Source organism: Pareuzebyella sediminis (genome assembly GCF_008367235.1).
GTDB classification, from domain to species: domain Bacteria; phylum Bacteroidota; class Bacteroidia; order Flavobacteriales; family Flavobacteriaceae; genus Pareuzebyella; species Pareuzebyella sediminis.
In genome coordinates this window covers 38,307-59,148 of sequence record NZ_VTZS01000004.1, presented here as the reverse complement: position 1 = coordinate 59,148, position 20,842 = coordinate 38,307, and the positions used below count along the sequence as shown (strand labels likewise).

The following is a 20,842-nucleotide window of genomic DNA, read 5'->3' as shown; positions in this document are numbered from 1 at the left end:
ACTTAGTCTGTGCAGCGCTGCACTTCACTTTCGGCCTTGAGTACATGATCGCCGTCGTCTTGCCGGATATACAAGGCCTTATCACCTTGCTCGCCCTTACGGGTAACTTCGGTACCTTTAATAGTCTTGGTTACGGTGTCGGTGTAGGTTTTTACCACCTCTCCTTCGGCTACCCCATTACCCCATGACCATCGCACTCTCGTTCCTTCTTTAATCATTTCCATGAATTTATCATGCTAAAAAAACCCTTCTTGACTACCCATATTGATCCATTCGATAATCGAATTAATTCTTTTGAAAAGAATCAATTTTTTATGGTAATCAATTAACGGCAAATCAGCAAAGCTTATACTTTTGATTCAAAATATTTATATGAAAACTACTCTAATTTTTGTGGTGGGACTTTTTATTGTATTGGCTGTAGTGGTTGTGACCATAGGATTTCTACGCATGTTCTTCGAAGACCTGAAAAAGTATGTATCGAAGAAAATTGTAAGTGCTTTTGAAAATAACTAATTGCGCGAACTTCCCCACTGCGAGATTCATGCTAATTTCCTTGTCTTTTTGGTCAGGACTATTCGTTAACAATACGTCCATCATTGGCAACTATCTCATACAAGATGATTTGATCTAAATGGAGAATGGCGGCAATCGAAGAACGAGACCTTCACTCTACCTTAAAATTACTATTCACAGGAGAACGAAAAATCTATCCATACCTAGGGATTATAATTGAGAAAAAATATACTTTGATTAAAGAGGCTTCCTTTTGAAAAGAACCGCTTAGAAACGAAAATTAGAGTCTTTGACATATCGGTCTTTCGCGCATCGTTGGTCATTAATTTTCGTGTCATTATTTATTCGATATGCAACAAATAAAGTGGTCTATTTGTCTTTACTTACACCTACTAAAATGAGAAGGATGTATTTCAGGCTATCGAATACAGCGCAGAAGGAGATTATAGAAAAATGGACGGGAGCTTCATTCAAATATCCTAATCTTTATAGCCCCCAAGTACTGATCAATGGATTGAACGAAGTTTCGATTCCGATTATTTCCATGGAAGAAAACGACAAATTAGTATGGTCCATTTGGGGCATGCTACCCAAAAACTACGTAGAAGATTGGGTCGTCTTTCAAAATCTTTCGAACACCTTACATTTTCACATAAAGGCTATGAATTCCAATCTGTGGTATGCGGCCGCCCTTAGAAGCAGTAGGTGCCTTATTCCCGTAACCGGTTTTTTTACCTCTTATATCAAGAATGGAGAAAGCTTTCCACATTTTATCAGCCGCAAAAATGGCGATCCTTTCTATCTTGCTGGCATTTATACCATTCTCGAAGATGGTTTCTATACCTGCTCCCTACTCCTTGGCAAAGCCAACACCTTCATCGAAAAAACACAGAATATGGTTCATACGGCCCCGCTCATCATCGATCGTACCGACACAAAAAGTTGGCTTGATCACAATACGTCGCTATATTCATGTCAACAACTTCTGCAACAACCTGAAGGCGATCATTTTCAATCTTATTCCATAGCCAAAGAACTATTTAACCATGATATCACCTACGATAGCATGTTGGAGCCTTACGATTACTAGGGCTCTTGATTTTCAGTATTTGTATGCTTGCCCAATTTCAACTGCTTTCTATAATCGGTGGGCAAGAGTCCGTAAGCTTCAAAGAATATTTTTGAGAAGTAACTTCGGCTCTTGATACCAACGGCATAAACGATTTCGGAAATTGAGAGGTCCGTATTTTTGAGATAATCGCGGGCCAATTTCAGTTTTAATTCCCTGACATACCCGTTCACCGTTTTTGAATACGACATTTTAAACCCCAGTTGCAGTTTTTTCGCACTGAGACCCGATGCATTTGCGAGTACTTCAACCGTTATGGGTCTTGAAATATTGGTCAAGATAAAATCGGTCAGCTCATGAATCTTTTTAATATCTTGTCTCGACAAGGAGTGTGGCAGCGCACCTTCGGTCAAGAAGGTATCATGTTCTTGAAGCTGGAGTGCCAATATCAGATAGACTCTTCCTTCAATGGATAATGTGCTGAACATGCCTTTGTGCGGTACTTCGTTCAGTTTCTTTATTTCATCGGCAATTTTCAGATTATAGCCTCCTTGAAGTAAATAGGCTTTTGCACCCTTCGTGTCGGTGAATACCCGTCGCAATTTAGAATCGAGCGTATTGACGTTATTATTTTTTTTCTTCAGATACGCTTTCCGGGATATCCGTATACAATTCAATTTTAATCTGTTGGAAGCCGCATAGGCATATCCTTTTTTCGCCAAACGCTCTTCGGAAACTATAATGTTCTGAAACCGCTCAAACACAATGGGTTCCTCGGCATTCCCTACACTATAGTTGAGCGTACCTTCTGAAATAAACAAAAACTTGATCGGACTTACGTCGGATGCCTTGAATAAAAGGGTTACCTCTTTTGACAATGTCACATCGCAATCAAGAAGGGATATCCCGCCATCGAAACTGATATTTCGTACAACACCCTTGCCCACGTCATTATCAAAGCGAAGTACAGAGCCTCCACCAGTATCGCTAAGGGTTCCTCCTAGACAGGTATGGATTTGTGAAAGGAGCTTTTCATCTTTATTACTCGTAATAACAATTTCGAACATGGTACATTTCCTCTAAGAAAAATCTGGGGTAATACACAAAGAAATCCGAATCCTATAAGATACGATAACAATTATGAAACGTTAGTTGACAATTTTGATCGGTTTACTTGAATGGGAGAATTAAAAAGGCCAAATTAGTCGGAGTTTTCGGACTTATCATTTTTTTGTTCCGCCTTTTTACGATATTGCGTCGGGCTCATGGCAAATCGCTCTTTAAAAAGTTTTGAAAAGTAACTTCTCGAACTGATGCCAATTTTATACGTTATCTCGGAAATGTTCAAATCTGTTTGTTCGATCAAGGTTTTACCCATTTCCATGCGGGCATTACGAATATAATTGTTGACGGAGGCACCGTAAAGTTTTTGAAAACCGTTTTGAAGTGAATTCTGATTTAGCCCGACCTTGTTGGCTAAAGTCTTAATATTATCGACTTCGTTCAAATCGTCGTTAATAATCTTAGCGGCTTTTTTTACTTTTTCTACCGTGGCTTTACGAAGAATTTGCCGTTTACCCGGGCTGTCAAGATCATCGAGATATTGTTTTAGGTAGTGTGCCAATATCTCATAACATTTTCCCTCGACGAAGACACTTTTCGTAAGACCCGTATCCCCATAATCACCTATATCTTCGATACATCGGGCGATATCAAGACTGTAGTTTCCCTTGTAAAAGAAGAGGTTAACCCCATTCACATCCCTGAAAAGAGATTCCAATTCCTCGTTCATTTCAGGAAGAAAATTCTCGATTTTTTCTTCGAAAAGCTTTCGGTTCAATTCTAGGTTGAACAAGCAAATGGGTTCATTGGCAGGTAAAGTGATGACGTTACCGTTTCTGCTAGTACACGAGATGATGGCACTTTCCAAATGCTCGATTTCATGAATTTCTTCCTCCTCTGAAAATTGATGGACGAATGGGGACTTTCGGTTAAAGATAATCTTGAGTGGCTGTACCCAAGATTGATTAAACTCAAATCGTACTTCCTTTTTTAGTTTCACTTCCAAGTTCAATATGCCGACTCCATGAGAGAACGCTAAGGCGCGTACTGTACCTTCGCCAACTTCTTCAGGTATGTTCAACCATATCTCGTTATTCTCCTGTTCATAGTCGACGTTCAGGCGCTCCGCAATGTCTTGAGCCACCTCAATCACGGTCCAATCCTTTAATTCGTCGGCTTTCTTTTTAGTTTCCATTGCGTAGTTCGGCTGAAAGAATTCACAAGATACTATAATTCCCGCATTTTTTCTCTTTTTTTAATTTGCCCTTCCCTATCCCTAAGCCTGTCTACCAAATCAGGTTGCATGTTGCCATCTAATAGAGTTAACCATTCGGTGGATTGCACAACTCCATCTCCCCAAATAGCGCCATCTTTGTGACTATGAGAGGGATAGGCCCTCTACTACACATACAACCCTTTAAATAATCATATTATGTTAAAATGGACAATTATTTTCATCGTATTGGCAATTATAGCCGCCGTCTTCGGATTTGGAGGTATAGCGGCAGGTGCTGCCGGAATCGCCAAAGTACTCTTTTTTATATTCTTGATACTCTTTGTCATCTCACTGTTACGAGGAAAAAAGATACTTTGATTTTAAAACTTTAAATATTTACTAATCAACATACAATTATGAGAAAATCACTTTACATATTTGCTTTTGCAGTATTTGCCATGGGAGTAGCCATGAGCTGCAGGGAAGAAAAATCGACTGGGGAAAAAATAGAAGACGGTGTCGAAGAAGTCGGTGACGGTATTGAAGAAGGTGCAGAGGAAGTAGGCGACGAAGTCGAAGATGCGGTCGACGATAACTAATTGCTATTGAATAAGATAAAAAAGGGGCAAGATTAGTTTTGCCCTTTTTTTATGCCCTATTCTTACTCTTTTTTGCCATTACCCGAAAGTACACTGACCACCCCGTCTTGGAGGCTGATCCACAGATAATTAAAAAACGATTTGGTAGTATCACGCTTCACATCTTCAATATCCCCGTACCGGTAGCCCTGTGCGTCGGCCTTCGACCCATCTGACACGAACAAATTGCCTATGAAGGTCAATACTTTTTTAATCTTCGATCGGTCTTTATCCAACACCTTGAACCTAAAGTCTTCATACCGCATTTTGACATCTCCGTTCGAGATATACTGATCACCACTAATTGTAAAGTATAGTTGCTGAATCTGTCCTTCGACACCGACACGCAAATTGGGCTCCAGAAACTTGTTCAGGCTGGCAGTATTCAAATACCCTAGGCTTCCTGATGCCAAAAACCGCTGATCGGCGTCCCGTACCGAAAAAGACCAATCAAGCTGTAATTCACCCTGCCCCATAAGCTGACTGTGGAGCGAAACTTCCAAATCTCCCTTTTCGTCGACCAAATTAGATATATTTTTGATAGTACCATTGATTTCTTCAAAGCTCAGCAACCCAGGTTCCGAGTGGCTTGCCACCTCTTCTTCGTACACCACTCGGGCATCTGAAATATCGATTTCCTCAATGTCGACCTGATACGGTAGATTCTTCAACATTTTACCATAGAGCTTTTTCTCCCTCAAATCGTCAGGAAGACCCTTATCGCGATACACGGTTAGGTCCACTCCTGTCAATTGGCCCCTTTTCGCCCCTATAAAAAGGCTATCGTTTCGAAATTCAAATTGTAATCCGGAGAGGGTGGCCTCGGGAATTTCAAGATTAAAATGATCCCTTTCCCTCTCTAGGGTACGGCTCAGTTCTTGTCGGGTATACTTGGTCTTGAAAGAGATACCTTCTACCGCCAACGCTTGATCGTCGAAGTGCACTTTCGAAACACCCAAGTTTTCGTAAGCACCGGAAGGTGCTTCGATATTCTCCATGTCCACCTCAAAAGACTCTTGCGTGAAGGGTATCCTTTCGTTGATCAGTTCGGGCTTGGTCAAAAACCCTTTGATTTCGGCATTCAGCCTTTCTCCTTTCAACACGGTGTCGTTCGAGGTGGTCAAAACGCTAAGCTGCCCATCGACAAGGTTGAAATCGTCCACTTCGACGTACCGCGATAGGCCTATCGTATCCTTTTCCTTTTGTGCGACGGAATCGTATTCCCGATAGGTAATATCAGGACGATCGATAGCAAAGGTACCTACCCGTATTTTCTTAGTGTTGAGCAATGTCCAATAGTGAATGTCTTCAATACTGATCGAAGTGGCCCTGAGGCTTAGCCCGTTACGGCCGGTCTTTTTATTTGAAATTTCTAAAAAAGGTTCGGAAAAATGGATACTGCCAGACAAAACGTCTACGGTAAGGTCTTGATACCAAAAAGTAATGTGGGGCGGCAGTTTCCGTTGCAAGACATCTTCCAAACTTGCCTTTGCCTGCCATTGAACGACATAATAGAGCGCTATGATGCACGTTAAGGGAATAAATATATAAAGGAGCACTCTTTTCATAACTATTGTTCGATTGTTGGTCTGTCAATGAAATGGGGAACTAGGCTACATTCTCGTCATCGGAAGCCGCCAATGGATGATCTTCCAAACCCAGGCCGACAATTTTGATGATGTTGACCACGGTATTGTACAGCATCAGTACCACCACTATCAATGCGGCACTTAAGATACTTGAAATTGCCAGAGAAATATAGTAAACAGTGCTAAACCAATCGCTGGGGAGGTTCTCTGATTCAGTAACTGGAAGGTTAAATAGAAGAAAACTGATCACCGCACTCACAAATATAATGGAATCCAATCGTGCAATCTCAAGAATCTGCTTATAGTGGTCTTTTTTTAGGTGTGATTTTGCCGAAGAGCTAATGCCCAAGACGGTCAGTAAAAGGGCAAGAATGGTAGCCGATGCCAAGGCGATCGTATTGCAGAGTGTATTGATACCGGAAATGGAGTTTTTAATCAGGGATTTCGCTTCGTAACCGCTCAACTCACCGAGCAATAAGGTTCCTGTAAGCATGATGACCATTGAGATAGCCCCCCCTACGACAGCGCGCTTCGTATACCTGCTAAGTTTCAAGTGTTATAAGGCTTTTCTATACCAGCGCTATCGGCCGTAAAGTGCTCCTTAAAAGAGGCTGCGGTTTTCAGTGGAATATAGTCGTCACCATCAATGGCAACCGGATATTTTAGAACATGGGGACTTTTTTCCAATACCTTCAGCCAATCGTTCCAGTCGAGATTGATATCGCTATCGCCGTATTCGTTCTTAAAATCTGGGTGTTCCTTGTCTATCAGATCGGAAATATCGACTCCAAGACCTTCGGCGATTTCAGACCATTGTGTACCCGTAACTTTCGTCTTGGAAATATCTACCCCCAATACTTTTTTATCGGCCGATTCTACATAAGCCTGTACTTGCTTGCCCAAAGAGTTTTCGGAACTAAAGAACAAGGTAATTTGATTCTTTTCTTTCGCTATGGAGTCCATTGTCTTCATTTGCATAAAATTAGTATACATTCGGTCTTCATATTGACTCAATTGGTCACAATTGTGTTCGTATTACGATCCTGTTGGCGATTGGCCTATATTTGCCCTATATTGTATCCGTGCATGATGCACCAGACCCCTTCAATATAGGGACGCCATTTTAATACAAGTGCCTCACGCACTCCAGATGATGTTATTATGGTCTATCACAAGATCAAATATGTAGGCTTTGGCCTATATCACCTTATTATTATTCTAACCGTTGCTACTTTAATGCCTGCGAACGCCCAGTACCAAATACCCGAGGTCATTGAAAAAGAGGCCCGAATAGCCCTATCGCATTATCCCGAATTAGCGAAGACCCCGATAGAATTTAAGTTCAAAGAAAAAATAAAGAAATCGACCATGCAGGCCCAGCCCGTCTTCGGAGACCTTTTTAAGAACAAAAAAAAACGGGGCTATAAAATACTGATCAGTGAACGCATCAAGATTGCCGATAGTGTATATCGCACTAAAGACATGCCTTCGGAGATTATGGTCGGTTGGCTGGGCCATGAACTAGGGCATATCATGGACTTCAAGCATCGAAGTGGACTGAATTTGATCGGTTTCGGATTTGGCTATATATTCTCCAAAAAATTTCTTAGGGCGGCCGAGCGTCGGGCAGATACTTTCGCCGTAGCCCATGGTCTAGAAGATTATATTTTGGCTACCAAAGAATTTATCCTCACCAAAGCCGGCATATCGAAAGCGTATGTCGAGCGCATCAAACGCCTATACGTTTCGCCAGAAGAGATTATGGACATGGTAGAAGCGCGGGATGCCTCCCTTGAAGAGGCCCGTGATTGACCAGGGTTCTAGCCTTTCTGTTTTGCTACAAAATCTTCCCAATCGGCGAACTTGTCCTCTTTCATCACACGTTCCATTTTGACCTGGCCACCCTTCTTTTTATTCGCGTCGTTCCATTCGTAGAACACATCGGCATCCACGATATTCACCTTGACACCTTCGAGAGCCTTTGAACGGGCCACCTTATAGTTTTTGTTGGCCTCTTTCAAAAAAGTATCGAGTTCCGAAACGACCTTTTCCTCTTCCAAATGGGCGTCGGTGCCCAAGTACCAAGAATGATAAAACCCATCCTCATATTTTTTGGCGCAGAGGGTATATTCTGAAATTTTTATATCGAAAGTTTCTTCCAAATGCTTTATGGCATCGTCCATCTTATTGACGGAAAGCTGTGATCCCACCGTATTCAAAAAAAACTTGGTACGGCCCGTAATCTCTATCTCGGCCTTTTTCAGGTCGGTGAACTTGATAGTATCACCGATCATATAGCGCCAGGCCCCTGCCACGGTACTGATGACCAGTACGTAGTCTTGCTCTTCTTCCACCTCAGCGAGGGTAAGGGCCTTCGCATCTTGGGAAAGGGACCCATCTTCGTTGATATCATCTGGATCAAAAGGCACAAACTCGAAATAGATTCCGTTATCGGTCACGAGTTGCATCGCCTCGGTATCGGGTCGGCTCTGAAAAGCGATAAAACCTTCTGAGGCCAGATAGGTGTCGATGATCGTAATGGGCTTGCCCATAAGGGCGTTGAAGCTTTTCTCGTAGGGCCCAAAGGCCACGCCCCCCGAAGTATACACCTGCAGGTTGGGCCAAATGTCGTGTATGTGGTCTAAGTCATGGGCCTTGATGACCTCCTTGAGCATGAGTTCTATCCAAGAGGGAATGCCGCTCAGTGCCCCGATATCCCAATTGGGGGCCTCCTTGACAATTTTGGCGACCCGCTCGTCCCAATCGTCCATTTTTGCGATTTCCTCCCCAGGCTTGTAGTAGCCCCTGAACCAAGAGGGAATGTTGCTCGCACTAATGCCACTGATCTCCCCTTCGAGGTGCCCATTGTTTTCGGCAAGATCGGTCGAGCTCCCCAACATGAGAATACCCTTTTCAAAAAAATCAGGGGGTAAGTCGAAATTACTCAGCGCCAATACTTGTTTGATTCCCGCCTGGCGAATGGCCTCGACCATCGCATCGGTTACGGGAATACGTTTGCTGCTCTTGCCCGTCGTACCCGAGCTCAAGGCAAAATAATCGGGATTGCCCGGCCATGTAATATCTTCATCACCCTCTTGCAAGCGGTGCCACCATTCGGAATGTATCTTGTTATAATCGAAATAAGGTACTTTAGCCGCGAAGGCTTTTTCGATGTCCTCTTCCTTCAATAAGCCTTTAAAATCGTATTGCTTGCCGAATTCGGTATCGGCTGCCTTTTCCAAAAGGGACTTCAATACCTCCCGTTGTTCTTCGACGGGATTGGATTCACCGGTCACTTTATCGGTAATTTCAATGACCCCTTTGATCAAATTGCCTATGATGTTCATATAAATGGATGGATTAAGACGCAAAACTAAGAATTCACATCCTATATTCTTTACTCATTAGCACTATCGGTTGACTGCTTTGGAAATCTTTTCTCCCGAACGGGGAATAGGCACGAAATCAGACCGGTACAACCTCCATCGATACGGCAAAATTTGACGATCAATTTTTCCTTAGGATAGCCCTTAAAATTTCATTAAAAATCCTTCTCGAAAAATGAATATTTACTATTTTTGCATCGAAAATATATTTTGCGATATTCGCAATAATAAGAACTTATTTTAAGTTATTGTTAATTATAGGTTAAAAATTTAATGATATGGAAAAATATAAAAAAGGTACCCACGCCAGAAACGTAAAAAGACGCGGTACAAACTTGGTGACTTCCATGACCGCACAGAAGGAAAATCAGCTTAAGGTCAGGAAGCACAACAGAAAGGCCGCTAAAGAAAGTTTGGCGACTAGCACACCGTCTTATCGCATGTACTAAACAGAGGGCGTTAGCGCTTCGGCCTTAAGATGTGCCGGTCTCGGATTCTAGGGGCCACTTCCTCGCCCAACGTCAGTTCGGTATAGGTGGTCACCCCAAGACGATCGGGAGGTAGGCCCACCCATTCGCTCTTTCGCCCTTCAAGGGTAACCGAAAGGGTATTGGGATCGATAGTCAAAAAAGCGAACAAAGCTTCTTTATACGGACAAGTATTTGAAATCCACGGGTGTGCCCCGTGGATTTTTTTTGTGTAGCTCTCATGCTTGTATTGGTCACCCACCCAAAGGTAAGAGGCCGAATTGAGATGTAGGTAGGGAATACCCTGTACTTTGAGCAAGAGGTCGATATGGGTATGCCCGTTGAGGGCAAAGAGTACTTTATCGGCTGCCGTGGCCAATAAGTTTTGTACTTCTTCGGCATTGTCGATGGCCGAAATGCCGGCCAAAGGCTGGTGAGAGACCACCACGATAGGTCCCTCGATCGTTTTTAATTGATTTTCCAACCATGAAAGCTGCTCGGGGCCGATATAGGAAGGGTAACCTCCTGTATAGTCTGGCGATCCCGTATCATTACCGTCGAGTACGATACAATGGATGCCCCCCACCACAGTAGTATAGTAACGCGCTGGCATACCCCAATACGACAGGCATTGGTCGGTGGTGTAGCCCGCATCGGTATCGTGATTGCCGATAACATGCAAGGCGGTATCATGGGCGTTGTTGAACCGATCGATTACTGCTTTGTTGACCGGCCCGGGATAGGCAAAATCGCCCAGTTGTAAAATGGCGTCGGGACGCTGGGTATCTACGGCCTCGAGAAAGACGTTCATACGCTGTAACCCATCGTGTATGATATCATGGTGCAGATCAGCAATCAGGCCGATTTTGATCGGCCTTTTAGTATTTCGGAACGCGGCCGCGACCCCAGCAGGAAGGGCAAAGGCCATACTGGCCGTGAGCGTAGTTTTAAGAAAGTGTCTTCTGCCGCTCAATGGCTCCTTTAGTTCACCATCTATGGGTGCTATGTCTTTTTTCATAGGACAAAGATGTTCAATTTTCGGGAAACTTGGAGTTATTGGAGAAAGGGTCAACTATACCACAATTTCATCAGGGCGTATCCGTGGTCGGGCCGGTAGGGCTGCGCTTCGGTTCGCCCAGTTGCTCTTCCTGCGCCCGCTCTCTTTCCCGTGCCTTATACCGGATGTGGTAATAGCCATAAAAGAAGGCGATGCTTAAGGCCACGATACCGTTCAGGCGGATCAAGGTCTTTCGCGACAAGTTGCTGGTCAAGAGCAGGGCGATTACTATGCCAATAGCGGCACCGATCACTCCATAGCCCAATACGATGGCTCCGGCCGCCAACCCTTGTCCCTTTCCCGCACCCACAAAGCCCGCTAGGCTTAGCCCGATAAAAAAACAGAGTATCGGTACCAAGAGGTAGCACAGCCAGCTATAGGGTTTCAACATCTTATGGGCCATTGTAATCGCATCTTTTAGGGTAGGATAATGATTTTTTCCAAGGTCTCTCCCTGCTTTAGCGTAAGGGTAATGGTCTCGATATGCCCCTTGTGGGGGCCTAAGGTCACGATTTTTACGCCATAGGTGCCCGGGTTGAGTGTAAACGAACGTGGATTACTATTTGCCGACGTATAGGTTCTGCCGGCCGCTACATTGGTACCCGTGGTCTTTTCAAAAAAATTGACCGTAGCATCGACCAAGTCGCCACCGACAGTTCGCACCCCGACCTTCACTATACCGCTCTTAAAATCGTGGGAAACCACATTCGTGGCATTGGCCATGATTTCCACATTTTGCTTTGCCTCTTTGTAATCATAACATTTGAGCGCATTATCTTTTTGTGTTTTTTCAATTGCCAACCTTAACGAATCGGGAATAGTCATTTTATGGTGGCGTAAATCAGCTATTTTCTTTTTTGAGCTATCTATTTGGTTGAAAGCGTTATATAAAATAGCCTCGGTGAAATTTTGATACTCAATGGGGAACGTATTTTTGTGGGCGTAATAGACTTCCTTGGCTTTGAAGAAATTCTTTGTTTCTATCAACTTATAAACTTCATTGAATTTGATACTTTCAGATTGTCCGAATAAATTCAAGGCTGTACAAGTAAACCAAATAACAGCAGTGATTTTTTTGATGCTATTCATTTCAATATTTTTCAGTCGTATTGCTACGGTTCGGGCAAACCAATATTGCGATTGGGATGTTTTACCGCTTGGTCACTGATCCAATTGAAGTATAGCCGTGATTTATCGGCAAGTGGCTAAGTACCTCTTGGATTTAAACCCTGCTGTAAATAGCCAGGCACTATCAAGTCGGTCCGAACAAAGTTGATTAAAGGTATAAGCTGAGGGTAAGCAAGGGTCGTAAGGTAATGTTGTACGCCATATTTAAGTATGGTTAATATTTGAAAGCCCTGAAATGAATTTGCCTGTTCGGCTTCATGGCCTCGTTGTTATCGGTTAACATGGTTATTGTAAGTTCATCCTCTCCGATGGACTTTATTATCGCCTTAAAGTCGTCTTGTTTTGAAGTCAGCTGGAACAGTCTTTTATCCTGATTATAATTCCACTCACCTCTTTCTATTCTGTTCTCCTTGCCTATCAGTTCGTAGCTGCCGTTTGGCCTGAACCAAATATCAAAATATTTGTTTCCCGGTAATTTCGGCATTTTAGTCTGCCCCACGAATGCATATTTGAATTCCCATCTTTTGCAAAGCAATTCCGTATAGATCGATTCACTATCGGTGGGTTCAAAAACAGAACGAAGCTCGGCCTTTGATTTTTTTGCTTCTTGGGAAAACCCAATGGCCAAGAAACTGAAAACTACTAAAATCGCCAAATATATATTTCTCATAATCCCAATTTACGAAATTTCGGCATACATGACGCACAATGGCCGTCAACAAAGACAGGTTCTACTCCGTGTGCATTTCACAGTCCGTAATAAAATCATCACTAAACTCTGGAGCAATCGATAATTGGGTAGGAGTTGGATATACCAAGGTTAAAGCTTAGTATGGCTGTAATAAGCGGAAATATTGATTTCATTCTTTTCAATCTGGCTTGGTCGGTCGTTTTATTTAACTTTTTATGAAATATACATGTTTTTTGGGGCATTCAGGCTCGTTTAATTATAAGTACTATGCATCGAAATCAAACTAAAATCACTTTTTTTAAGGCAGCTCTTTTTCGCGTCTGCGATTTTTTCAGTTCAGAATTGTCATTCCCAATCGATTGATCGCTTGCTTTTGGTGATCGGCAAGAGAAAATTTTAACTCTGTCCATGCTGTACCTTTAATGCCTTTCAATTCAATACCGGTTTCCGTTTTGGTAATCGTAAACAAGTAGTCGGCAAGATGGGTATCTTTGTTTTTCGATAGGTTATCCAAATCGGTCATTCCATATTCGTCAATGGCTTTAGGTTGGTGGTTCTTTAAGGTAAACGCTAAGTCGACCCAAGCACTTCCAGCATTACTTTTCAGTTGTATGCCGTTATCCGTTTTTTCAACGATTATGGTAAAGTCGCTTACCTCCGTTATTTTTTCTTGCGCAATTCCTTCAAAGGTAGTAGCCAAAAAAAGGAAGGCCAGTAGTACGAATGCGAAGGAGCTTTTACAATGAGGCGTGGTTTTCATAGGGCTATGTTTAATTGTAGTCATGGGTTTTTCAATTATCGGTCTCGGCTATGGTTTCGTTGCGGAAAATGTCCAGCGGACTTTTCTGCAGTAACCTAAAATTAGTTGAATTGCAAGGGATTCCGATTAGGAATTCAGCCCCAATGAACTGTACATATGCTTATAGAGCGTTTTTTATTATCTCCTCTTTATATTTGTTAATATCATTGTCCGACACTTTAATTCTGGATAGAAAATTATTAGCCCAGATTTTGGAAACAGGTTGTGATTTTGATAGTATTCTCAAAGCAATGGTTAATTCTTTCTTACTGTTTTCGCTCTGGTTCTGACCTGATACAAATGTCTGCACCGTTCCAATACAGAGGCCTTTTTCAAATTTGTTATAATCGCTTTCACCTAATACTGATTTAGCACGTTTCAGACTTGCTTCATTATAATTCTTTATCTCTAACTTCTTTGGGATAATTTTTAGCGCTCTATAGTACCAATTATTTGGGAAGTTATGCCATTCTTCATCAAAATGTGCATAATGCGTATTATAGTAATCTACTTTCTCAAATAGAGCATCCCAGATTTCGGTATTGTTATAATTTTCTCTAATACTATTACATAATAAAATTATTTCATGATCAAGACTGTTCTTACTTGCTAAAACAGGGTCGATTTTCGACAATTCACTAAATAACAATTTATTTATTTCATTATCGGAAAGGTTCTTATAAGGTGCCCCATATAAATCCTTCGGTGCCTCAAATGCAAACGCCATTAGTCGACTGATAAATTTATCGATTCTTTCCTTGCCATACATTTCTGAATATCTGATCCTATTTTCTACAACCAATTTGCTTAAAGGAGAGAAAATCGAATGGGCGTGGTCCTCGATCAAGTAAAAGAATTGCGGTGCATACCATTTGTTTTGAGGAATATTCCGAAAATAGTCCAAAAGAGCTAAGTCCTTTTCAAGTTGGCTGGGGTAAGCACTAAGGAAGGAACTGAATTCCATAATATCTTCATCGTCGATTAAAGAATTTAGATGGGTTATATCTGCTGTTTTCTCATTTACAACGGTATATCCTAATTCTAAAAATTCCTTTGGCCCTCTGTATCCGATATGTTTGAGTTCGGTTTCTAATTGCGGGGATAAAAACAATAATGTGGGGTAGGCATTGATTTCAAACTTGTTTGCCAGCGTTATGCCTTCTCCTTTTTCAGCATCAAATTTGAGACATATAAAATTTTTGTTGTAGAAGTCTCCGATTATTGAATCCGAGAAAACTAAGTTGTCCATTTGTCTACATGGTCCGCACCAAGATGTTGAAAAGTCTATGAATATTGGCCTATTGAGTTCTTTAGAGGTTTTAATGGCTTCTTCAAAAGACACTGAGGAGAATTCAATTCCGGTATTGATTTGCGAATATAGATTTGTCGCAATAATAAGGTAAAAAATTATTGAAAAGTTTCCTTTCATAATCGAAATTGGATGGGCAATATGGCCTGTAACGCCTCGGTTAAAACTCGTAGGCCAGTGCTCGATGTCTTTGATTGATTCCTAAGTTAGCAAAAAGGGTCAAGCTAAGGGTATGAGTAATAGCATTTTTAGGTTTTGGTCTTGAGCAAAGCTTTCCATTCCGCCAAGGATTTGCCCGTTTTCTCGGGCATATTGTCGATCATGGTCTGTAGTTGGCTGTTCATGGTCTCTATTTTCAAGGGTTATTGATGGAAGGAGAAGTTACTAAATTTTTGAATTTGATACCTTCCTTTCCTCTAGCGTCACTTGCTTCAGACCCGATCGGCAGCGGTACAGACATTGATAATCTTTTTAAGCCGGTCGTCGGTTAGGTACTGCAAATCGCTATCATTACGGATATCCCCATGTTGTGGAAAAAACTTTCTAAAAAGATAGGCATGCCAGGGCGGGGTCGAGGGGTAATATTTACGCCTTAAAAACAATTGCGTGGCAGCACCACTTTTTTTCAATTCGATATAATCGTTCCAATCATACCTGTCGTTCCCCCAAGCAAAGCGATGGGGAGGCTCCCAGACCGAGATGAACACCGTCTGCCTACTACCCTGGTACCCCTTGCGCTCGAACCGGGTGCCCGGTCCGATATCTTCGGGGGCATCCTGAAAGGCCCCATAATGGCCGATGGTATAATAGGCCATGTTTTTAGGGTTTGTAATCTTTTTCCAACAAGTTGCTATATCGACCTCGACGCTGCCATCGGCTATGGAGGTAAAGGTGTCCATCCGTCGTTTTTTCGACCGTTCGGATTCATAGGTCACGATCCACGAAACGAAAGCTCCCAGCCCCGCACCCAACAACAAATAAACAATATGCTGTCCATCGGTGGCCAAGGCAAGGGGTCGCATAGACGAAACGATGTTATAAACGGCTATATATAGCATGGAGGTCTATTAAATTCAGGAAGCGGATTTATTTTTTTTCCTTCGAAGGCCTCATCCCCGCTACTTTGGGTACCTTATTCATGGTTTTGTAAGGTCTCAAACACGATTTTCCACGAATCGTCAGGCTGTCTTTTCCAGGTAATAATATAGGTGCCTGTATTATTGATCGTGTCCCGGGTTTCTTTGTTGATGAATATCTCGTGAAAGGTATTGTACGACATGGCCATATCTTCGGAGGGGATAACGGTCGGCCTTCCACGATCAAGAAGTTGTACCTCGTATTTTTCATAAATCTGCTCCCACTGTGTTCGCAGGGCATCTTTGGTCTTAGGCATTATGGGTGAATCGGGATAAATGGCGGTATAGTCGTTCGCATAAAACTCGATCCAATCGTAATCAAAGCGTTCATACACTGCATATAGACTGTCTACTTCCTTGGTGATCAAAGTAGTGAGTTCCGAATCAGGGGTTGGTGTCCGTGGTGGTACTTGGTCTCGGTCTTTGCACCCTAACAGGGCAATACAGCACAAGACTAATGGGAAAACACATTGTTTAAAAGGGTTCATATGGGTTGGTTTTGGTTTTAGGCCATTCAGCGTTCAGATCGATGCATAGTGGAGTGGCCTTTAATTGCTCCCTTAGCCATCACAGTACCAAGCAATATCCCTAAAAGGGGTCAAGGCAGATTTTAAAGGTGAAGAAGTGGGGCATATAAAGATATGGATTTATACAATTCTAGACCACACCCTGAAGTTTACTTGGCCGTCCATCCCCCATCGACAGTTAGGGTCGAACCCACCATATAGCTTGAGGCATCGCTGGCGAGAAAAATGGCGGCGCCCTGAATCTCTTCTAATTGGCCCCAGCGCCCCAAGGCCGTTGCCCCTACGATAAACTTTTTGGTCTGTTCGTCTTCCGCGATAGGTATGTTCATTTCGGTCAAAAACGGACCTGGACAAATGGCATTGACGGTAATATTGAATGGAGCCAGTTCAAGCCCCAATGCACGCGTCATCTGCACGACCGCACCCTTGCTCGAAGTATAGGGGGTACGGTTCGACAGCCCGACCAAACCCAAGGTACTCGCCATATTGATAATGCGCCCCCTCTTCCTTTTTTTCATGTGCGGCACCACCGCCTTTGAGCACAACCAGAGTCCGTCGACGTTCACTTTCATCACCTCTTGAAATTGGGCATAGGTCAGTTCGTCGATGGCACCCCGGATGTTGATACCCGCACTATTGATCAGAATATCGATGTGTTCAAAATCATCGATAATTTTTGTAAATACGGTCTCGACCTGACTGGCGTCCGTCACATTGACCCCAAAGGCCTTTGCCTTAACAGAGTACTCCTTTTCTAGGCGTCTGGCGGCGGATTGGCCTTCATCGAGGTTACGATTGACGATAACGATATTGGCCCCGGCAGAGGCCAAACCGGCCGCCATGGCGTAGCCCAAGCCTTTGGAGCCTCCGGTGATGATTGCGTTTTTGCCAGTGAGATCAAACTGTTTGATGCCGGGAAGGGGAGTATCTGCCATGGGTCTTTGTTTTGGTGCTTTGTGTGTTTTCGTTTGTAACAGGAAGATATCGATTTTTCGGCAAACATGGAAAAGGTGGATCCCGTATCACGTACGGGATGACAATGCCCTACCAATGTCATTCCCGTGCAAACGGGAATCCACAATAACCACCAGAACCCAAAAACAATGTATGGATCCCGCATCAGGTGCGGGATGACAATCCTAGAAAAAAAGAAACCTCTACTGTCATTCCTACGAAAGCAGGAATCCACAACACAACATCGACCCAAAAAAACGAATGAATCCCGCATCAAGTGCGGGATGACACCCTAGAAAAAAACACCCCCTTGTCATTCCTGCGAAAGCAGGAATCCACAACACAACCGCGACCTAAAAACAACGTATGGATCCCGCATCAAGTACGGGATGACACTACTCTGGAAATCACATCACCCCTGTCATTCCTGCGAAAGCAGGAATCCACAACTCAACTACGACCTAAAAACAACGTATGGATCCCGCATCAAGTGCGGGATGACAATCCTGGAGAAAAAGAAACCTCTACTGTCATTCCTGCGAAAGCAGGAATCCAAAACAAATACCCCCACGACCCAAGAACAACAACTGGATCCCGTATCAAGTGCGGGATGACACCCTAGAAAAAAACGCCCCCTTGTCATTCCTGCGAAAGCAGGAATCCACAACAAATACCCCACGACCCAAGAACAAAGACTGGATCCCGCATCAAGTGCGGGATGACACTACTCTGGAAATCACATCACCCCTTGTCATTCCTGCGAAAGCAAGAATCCACAACAACAACTACGACCCAAAAACAACGTATGGATCCCGCATCAGGTGCGGGATGACACTACTCTGGAAATCACATCACCCCTGTCATTCCCGCGAAAGCAGGAATCCATTTTTTGCAAGCCACCCAAAATTCAAGGCCGTCGTAGAAACACTTAGGCCTACATTGTTTTATATTTGAACCTATGAAGCCAATCACCAAAAACCTACCGGCCCTGTGCATGGGCTTGGTCCTTCTATTTCTAACTGCCTGCCAAAAAGGGAAACAGGAAACCGTCGAACCCGAAGCGGCCGTATCGTACGTCGACATGGTCTACCCCTTGCTGGACAGCAAAAATTCCCGATGGTTTTTCTTTAGCTCGGCCAATCGCCCGTTCGGCATGGTCAATCTAAGCCCAGATACAGAGACCAACGGCGCCTGGGGCAGTGGCTACCGTTACAATACCGATACCATACGCGGGTTCAGCCATATACACGCCTGGCAGCTTTCAGGGCTATCGATGATGCCCGTCACCATCGATGAGACCAACGAAAAGTCCGTTTATACCGATTTCGATTCCCCTTTTGATCACGATAAAGAGAACGTTACCCCAGGTTATCACTATGTAGAGCTAGACCGCTACGGAATTGCCGTCAGCCTAACAAGTACGCCTCGGGTTGGATTCCATAAATACCGCTATCCCGAAGTGGACATCGAAAAAGCGGTACTTTTCAATTTGAATACCGTCTTAGGTCCTTGTGAAAATAGCGATGGCGTACTTTCCCAAGATGGGGCACAGGCCCTATCAGGATCCTTTGTTATGCAACCGACACGGCGACGGCCCAAACCGTTGACCGCCTATTTTAAAATACAGAGCAACGTGCCGATTACAGGAATCACACAAGATCCCGACACCCAAAACTATAGGGCCACTTTCGATACCAACGAGCAGGAGGTGTTGCTCAAAGTAGGGCTCTCGTATACCTCTATCGACAATGCCACCGAAAACCTGAAACAGGAACTACCGCATTGGGATTTCGACCAAGTGGTGGCAGATTCCAAAACGGAATGGAACGGCCTTTTGAGCCGTATACAAGTAGAGGGCGGTACCGAAACCGCACAGCGCAGGTTTTATACCGATCTTTGGCATGCGCTACAGGGGCGAAGAATGATCAACGATGTAAACGGAGCCTATCCCGATAATACCGGAGAAACGTTCCAGATAGGGCAGCTACCGCTTGACCCCGAAGGCCGTCCGCGGTTCAACCATTACAATTCCGATTCGTTTTGGGGCGCACAGTGGACGATCAATACCCTGTGGGGACTCGCCTATCCTGAAATCATGGCGGAATTTTCGAAGTCCATGCTACAATATTATCATGACGGCGGCTTAGTGCCCCGCGGCCCTTCCGGGGGCAATTATACCTATGTAATGACCGGGGCCTCCTCGACCCCCTTTGTGGTCAGCGCTATTCAAAAAGGCTTGCTGAAAGATAGTCTGGAAACCGTTTACGAGGCCCTTAAAAAGAATCATATGCCCGGCGGAATTATGGGCAAGGCCGGCTATGAACATAACACGACCATCGGTGGAGGGCTCACGTATTATATCGAAAAGGGGTATGTACCCTTTCCCCTACCCGACGGAAAATACGGCATCCATCAAGATGGCAGTGGCCAGACCCTGGAATATGCCTACCAAGATTGGACCTTGGCCCAGCTCGCCAAAAAATTGGGCCACACCGAAGACTACGACTATTTTAAGGCCCGTTCAAAAAACTATACCCACGTCTTCGACAAAAATGTGGGCTGGATGGCTCCCAAAAACGAATCCGGGGCATGGAGCGACGATTTTGACCCCTATGCGTATGAGTCAGGATTCGTGGAATCGAACGCCGCACAATCGACGTGGTTCGTACCCCATGACCTTATGGGATTGGCCGCACTTATGGGCGGACCTGAAAAAGCGGTAGAGAAATTGGAAGTACAGTTTGAATCGGCCGAAAAACTGGGCTTTACCTCAGGTGATTCACACGATGCGGAACTGCATCCCGAATACCGCAGGATCCCCATCAATTATGGCAACCAACCCTCGATGCAAACCGCCTTTGTCTTTCACAAACTGGGCCGCCCCGACCGTACCCAATACTGGTCACGAAAGGTAGTAGAGACTGTGTTTTCAGGGCTCTCCCCTGAAACAGGCTATAACGGGGATGAGGATCAAGGCCTGATGGGAAGCCTGGCCGTGCTCCTCAAAATAGGTCTTTTTCAAATGAACGGAGGTACCGGGGCCGACCCCGAATACCTTATCGGGAGTCCTATTTTCGATCGGGTGACCATTGCCTTGAACCCAGAATACTATTCCGGGGGAACGTTCATCATTGAGAGCATCCAAAACAAGGAGGGCGGCGTATTCGTGAAAGACATCCAATGGAACGGCAAAGCGATGGACGGTTATTCCATTTCCCATAGTGCCATTTCGAATGGCGGTACCTTACAACTTGAAATGACCGACCGTTCGAACAACAATCCATGACCCTACGAAACG

At 43.9% G+C, this 20,842-nt stretch carries 24 protein-coding genes; 7 read left to right on the top strand and 17 right to left on the bottom strand.

What is annotated here, in order from left to right:
- Positions 1-2: 2 nt before the first annotated feature.
- Entirely contained in the window at positions 3-218 is a 216-nt protein-coding gene (locus tag F2B13_RS14430; RefSeq protein WP_149304514.1) for a hypervirulence associated TUDOR domain-containing protein, read from the bottom strand.
- A gap of 154 nt (positions 219-372) precedes the next feature.
- Between F2B13_RS14430 and F2B13_RS20505 the strand changes: the two genes are divergently transcribed.
- The gene (locus F2B13_RS20505; protein ID WP_198439837.1) at positions 373-516 is read left to right on the top strand and encodes a hypothetical protein; all 144 of its coding nucleotides are present in this window, start codon (positions 373-375) and stop codon (positions 514-516) included.
- Positions 517-922: 406 nt separating this feature from the next.
- Complete coding sequence (locus F2B13_RS14425; protein WP_232623030.1) at positions 923-1,606, top strand: SOS response-associated peptidase family protein; 684 nt, start codon at positions 923-925, stop codon at positions 1,604-1,606.
- Here the strand turns inward: F2B13_RS14425 and F2B13_RS14420 are convergent.
- Entirely contained in the window at positions 1,603-2,652 is a 1,050-nt protein-coding gene (locus F2B13_RS14420) for a helix-turn-helix domain-containing protein (RefSeq protein WP_149304513.1), read from the bottom strand. The genes F2B13_RS14425 and F2B13_RS14420 overlap by 4 nt on opposite strands.
- Before the next feature lie 134 nt (positions 2,653-2,786).
- Complete coding sequence (locus F2B13_RS14415) at positions 2,787-3,842, bottom strand: helix-turn-helix domain-containing protein (protein ID WP_149276487.1); 1,056 nt, start codon at positions 3,840-3,842, stop codon at positions 2,787-2,789.
- 237 nt (positions 3,843-4,079) lie between these two features.
- Here F2B13_RS14415 and F2B13_RS14410 point away from each other — a divergent pair, with 237 nt between their 5' ends.
- The gene (locus F2B13_RS14410; RefSeq protein WP_149276486.1) at positions 4,080-4,241 is read left to right on the top strand and encodes a DUF1328 domain-containing protein; all 162 of its coding nucleotides are present in this window, start codon (positions 4,080-4,082) and stop codon (positions 4,239-4,241) included.
- Between the two features lie 38 nt (positions 4,242-4,279).
- Positions 4,280-4,462: a hypothetical protein gene (locus tag F2B13_RS14405; protein WP_149276485.1), complete on the top strand. Its 183-nt coding sequence runs from the start codon at positions 4,280-4,282 to the stop codon at positions 4,460-4,462.
- Positions 4,463-4,524: 62 nt separating this feature from the next.
- Here F2B13_RS14405 and F2B13_RS14400 read toward each other — a convergent pair whose 3' ends face one another.
- From F2B13_RS14400 to F2B13_RS14390, 3 genes are read right to left on the bottom strand one after another with little or no spacing between them, the layout of a single operon-like run.
- Positions 4,525-6,069, bottom strand: coding sequence for a DUF748 domain-containing protein (locus F2B13_RS14400; RefSeq protein WP_149304512.1), 1,545 nt, complete (start codon positions 6,067-6,069; stop codon positions 4,525-4,527).
- Positions 6,070-6,109: 40 nt separating this feature from the next.
- Positions 6,110-6,643, bottom strand: a complete 534-nt coding sequence (locus F2B13_RS14395) for a hypothetical protein (protein WP_149276483.1) — start codon at positions 6,641-6,643, stop codon at positions 6,110-6,112.
- Positions 6,640-7,062, bottom strand: a complete 423-nt coding sequence (locus tag F2B13_RS14390) for an arsenate reductase family protein (protein ID WP_232623029.1) — start codon at positions 7,060-7,062, stop codon at positions 6,640-6,642. The genes F2B13_RS14395 and F2B13_RS14390 overlap by 4 nt, the downstream gene beginning before the upstream one ends.
- 189 nt (positions 7,063-7,251) lie before the next feature.
- Here F2B13_RS14390 and F2B13_RS14385 point away from each other — a divergent pair, with 189 nt between their 5' ends.
- Complete coding sequence (locus tag F2B13_RS14385) at positions 7,252-7,902, top strand: M48 family metalloprotease (protein WP_232625244.1); 651 nt, start codon at positions 7,252-7,254, stop codon at positions 7,900-7,902.
- An 8-nt stretch (positions 7,903-7,910) separates the two neighbouring features.
- On the opposite strand, the gene F2B13_RS14380 is transcribed toward F2B13_RS14385, so the two are convergent.
- Positions 7,911-9,437 (bottom strand): GH3 family domain-containing protein, encoded by a 1,527-nt coding sequence (locus F2B13_RS14380; RefSeq protein WP_149304511.1) that lies wholly within the window; start codon positions 9,435-9,437, stop codon positions 7,911-7,913.
- A gap of 317 nt (positions 9,438-9,754) precedes the next feature.
- Here F2B13_RS14380 and F2B13_RS20500 point away from each other — a divergent pair, with 317 nt between their 5' ends.
- Positions 9,755-9,925: a hypothetical protein gene (locus F2B13_RS20500; RefSeq protein ID WP_198440137.1), complete on the top strand. Its 171-nt coding sequence runs from the start codon at positions 9,755-9,757 to the stop codon at positions 9,923-9,925.
- Positions 9,926-9,935: 10 nt separating this feature from the next.
- Here F2B13_RS20500 and F2B13_RS14375 read toward each other — a convergent pair whose 3' ends face one another.
- The 10 genes from F2B13_RS14375 to F2B13_RS14330 all read right to left on the bottom strand — a co-directional run bounded on the left by F2B13_RS14375 (position 9,936) and on the right by F2B13_RS14330 (position 17,525).
- A complete protein-coding gene (locus tag F2B13_RS14375; protein WP_149304510.1) occupies positions 9,936-10,961 on the bottom strand; it encodes a metallophosphoesterase family protein in 1,026 nt (341 codons plus the stop codon).
- A gap of 70 nt (positions 10,962-11,031) precedes the next feature.
- Positions 11,032-11,403 carry a hypothetical protein gene (locus F2B13_RS14370; protein ID WP_149304509.1) on the bottom strand — a complete coding sequence of 124 codons (372 nt, stop codon included), beginning with the start codon at positions 11,401-11,403 and terminating at the stop codon, positions 11,032-11,034.
- A gap of 14 nt (positions 11,404-11,417) precedes the next feature.
- Positions 11,418-12,089: a hypothetical protein gene (locus F2B13_RS14365; protein WP_149304508.1), complete on the bottom strand. Its 672-nt coding sequence runs from the start codon at positions 12,087-12,089 to the stop codon at positions 11,418-11,420.
- 253 nt (positions 12,090-12,342) lie between these two features.
- Entirely contained in the window at positions 12,343-12,798 is a 456-nt protein-coding gene (locus F2B13_RS14360) for a hypothetical protein (RefSeq protein ID WP_149304507.1), read from the bottom strand.
- A gap of 352 nt (positions 12,799-13,150) precedes the next feature.
- On the bottom strand, positions 13,151-13,579 hold the full coding sequence (locus F2B13_RS14355) for a hypothetical protein (RefSeq protein WP_149304506.1): 429 nt from the start codon (positions 13,577-13,579) through the stop codon (positions 13,151-13,153).
- 160 nt (positions 13,580-13,739) lie between these two features.
- On the bottom strand, positions 13,740-15,047 hold the full coding sequence (locus F2B13_RS14350; protein WP_149304505.1) for a thioredoxin family protein: 1,308 nt from the start codon (positions 15,045-15,047) through the stop codon (positions 13,740-13,742).
- 128 nt (positions 15,048-15,175) lie between these two features.
- The gene (locus F2B13_RS14345) at positions 15,176-15,271 is read right to left on the bottom strand and encodes a DUF4287 domain-containing protein (RefSeq protein ID WP_149304504.1); all 96 of its coding nucleotides are present in this window, start codon (positions 15,269-15,271) and stop codon (positions 15,176-15,178) included.
- An 87-nt stretch (positions 15,272-15,358) separates the two neighbouring features.
- A complete protein-coding gene (locus F2B13_RS14340; RefSeq protein ID WP_149276475.1) occupies positions 15,359-15,985 on the bottom strand; it encodes a hypothetical protein in 627 nt (208 codons plus the stop codon).
- A 74-nt stretch (positions 15,986-16,059) separates the two neighbouring features.
- Entirely contained in the window at positions 16,060-16,551 is a 492-nt protein-coding gene (locus F2B13_RS14335) for a YybH family protein (RefSeq protein ID WP_149276474.1), read from the bottom strand.
- A 188-nt stretch (positions 16,552-16,739) separates the two neighbouring features.
- Complete coding sequence (locus tag F2B13_RS14330; protein WP_149276473.1) at positions 16,740-17,525, bottom strand: SDR family NAD(P)-dependent oxidoreductase; 786 nt, start codon at positions 17,523-17,525, stop codon at positions 16,740-16,742.
- Positions 17,526-18,502: 977 nt separating this feature from the next.
- Here F2B13_RS14330 and F2B13_RS14325 point away from each other — a divergent pair.
- A complete protein-coding gene (locus F2B13_RS14325; RefSeq protein WP_149304503.1) occupies positions 18,503-20,830 on the top strand; it encodes a GH92 family glycosyl hydrolase in 2,328 nt (775 codons plus the stop codon).
- Positions 20,831-20,842 lie beyond the last annotated feature (12 nt).

Bases quoted from the DNA above. Each gene is read 5' to 3' on its own strand.
- F2B13_RS14430 (WP_149304514.1), bottom strand. From the start codon at position 218: ATGATTAAAGAAGGAACGAGAGTGCGATGGTCATGGGGTAATGGGGTA.
- F2B13_RS20505 (WP_198439837.1), top strand. From the start codon at position 373: ATGAAAACTACTCTAATTTTTGTGGTGGGACTTTTTATTGTATTGGCT.
- F2B13_RS14425 (WP_232623030.1), top strand. From the start codon at position 923: ATGTATTTCAGGCTATCGAATACAGCGCAGAAGGAGATTATAGAAAAA.
- F2B13_RS14420 (WP_149304513.1), bottom strand. From the start codon at position 2,652: ATGTTCGAAATTGTTATTACGAGTAATAAAGATGAAAAGCTCCTTTCA.
- F2B13_RS14415 (WP_149276487.1), bottom strand. From the start codon at position 3,842: ATGGAAACTAAAAAGAAAGCCGACGAATTAAAGGATTGGACCGTGATT.
- F2B13_RS14410 (WP_149276486.1), top strand. From the start codon at position 4,080: ATGTTAAAATGGACAATTATTTTCATCGTATTGGCAATTATAGCCGCC.
- F2B13_RS14405 (WP_149276485.1), top strand. From the start codon at position 4,280: ATGAGAAAATCACTTTACATATTTGCTTTTGCAGTATTTGCCATGGGA.
- F2B13_RS14400 (WP_149304512.1), bottom strand. From the start codon at position 6,069: ATGAAAAGAGTGCTCCTTTATATATTTATTCCCTTAACGTGCATCATA.
- F2B13_RS14390 (WP_232623029.1), bottom strand. From the start codon at position 7,062: ATGAAGACAATGGACTCCATAGCGAAAGAAAAGAATCAAATTACCTTG.
- F2B13_RS14385 (WP_232625244.1), top strand. From the start codon at position 7,252: ATGGTCTATCACAAGATCAAATATGTAGGCTTTGGCCTATATCACCTT.
- F2B13_RS14380 (WP_149304511.1), bottom strand. From the start codon at position 9,437: ATGAACATCATAGGCAATTTGATCAAAGGGGTCATTGAAATTACCGAT.
- F2B13_RS20500 (WP_198440137.1), top strand. From the start codon at position 9,755: ATGGAAAAATATAAAAAAGGTACCCACGCCAGAAACGTAAAAAGACGC.
- F2B13_RS14375 (WP_149304510.1), bottom strand. From the start codon at position 10,961: ATGAAAAAAGACATAGCACCCATAGATGGTGAACTAAAGGAGCCATTG.
- F2B13_RS14370 (WP_149304509.1), bottom strand. From the start codon at position 11,403: ATGGCCCATAAGATGTTGAAACCCTATAGCTGGCTGTGCTACCTCTTG.
- F2B13_RS14365 (WP_149304508.1), bottom strand. From the start codon at position 12,089: ATGAATAGCATCAAAAAAATCACTGCTGTTATTTGGTTTACTTGTACA.
- F2B13_RS14360 (WP_149304507.1), bottom strand. From the start codon at position 12,798: ATGAGAAATATATATTTGGCGATTTTAGTAGTTTTCAGTTTCTTGGCC.
- F2B13_RS14355 (WP_149304506.1), bottom strand. From the start codon at position 13,579: ATGAAAACCACGCCTCATTGTAAAAGCTCCTTCGCATTCGTACTACTG.
- F2B13_RS14350 (WP_149304505.1), bottom strand. From the start codon at position 15,047: ATGAAAGGAAACTTTTCAATAATTTTTTACCTTATTATTGCGACAAAT.
- F2B13_RS14345 (WP_149304504.1), bottom strand. From the start codon at position 15,271: ATGAACAGCCAACTACAGACCATGATCGACAATATGCCCGAGAAAACG.
- F2B13_RS14340 (WP_149276475.1), bottom strand. From the start codon at position 15,985: ATGCTATATATAGCCGTTTATAACATCGTTTCGTCTATGCGACCCCTT.
- F2B13_RS14335 (WP_149276474.1), bottom strand. From the start codon at position 16,551: ATGAACCCTTTTAAACAATGTGTTTTCCCATTAGTCTTGTGCTGTATT.
- F2B13_RS14330 (WP_149276473.1), bottom strand. From the start codon at position 17,525: ATGGCAGATACTCCCCTTCCCGGCATCAAACAGTTTGATCTCACTGGC.
- F2B13_RS14325 (WP_149304503.1), top strand. From the start codon at position 18,503: ATGAAGCCAATCACCAAAAACCTACCGGCCCTGTGCATGGGCTTGGTC.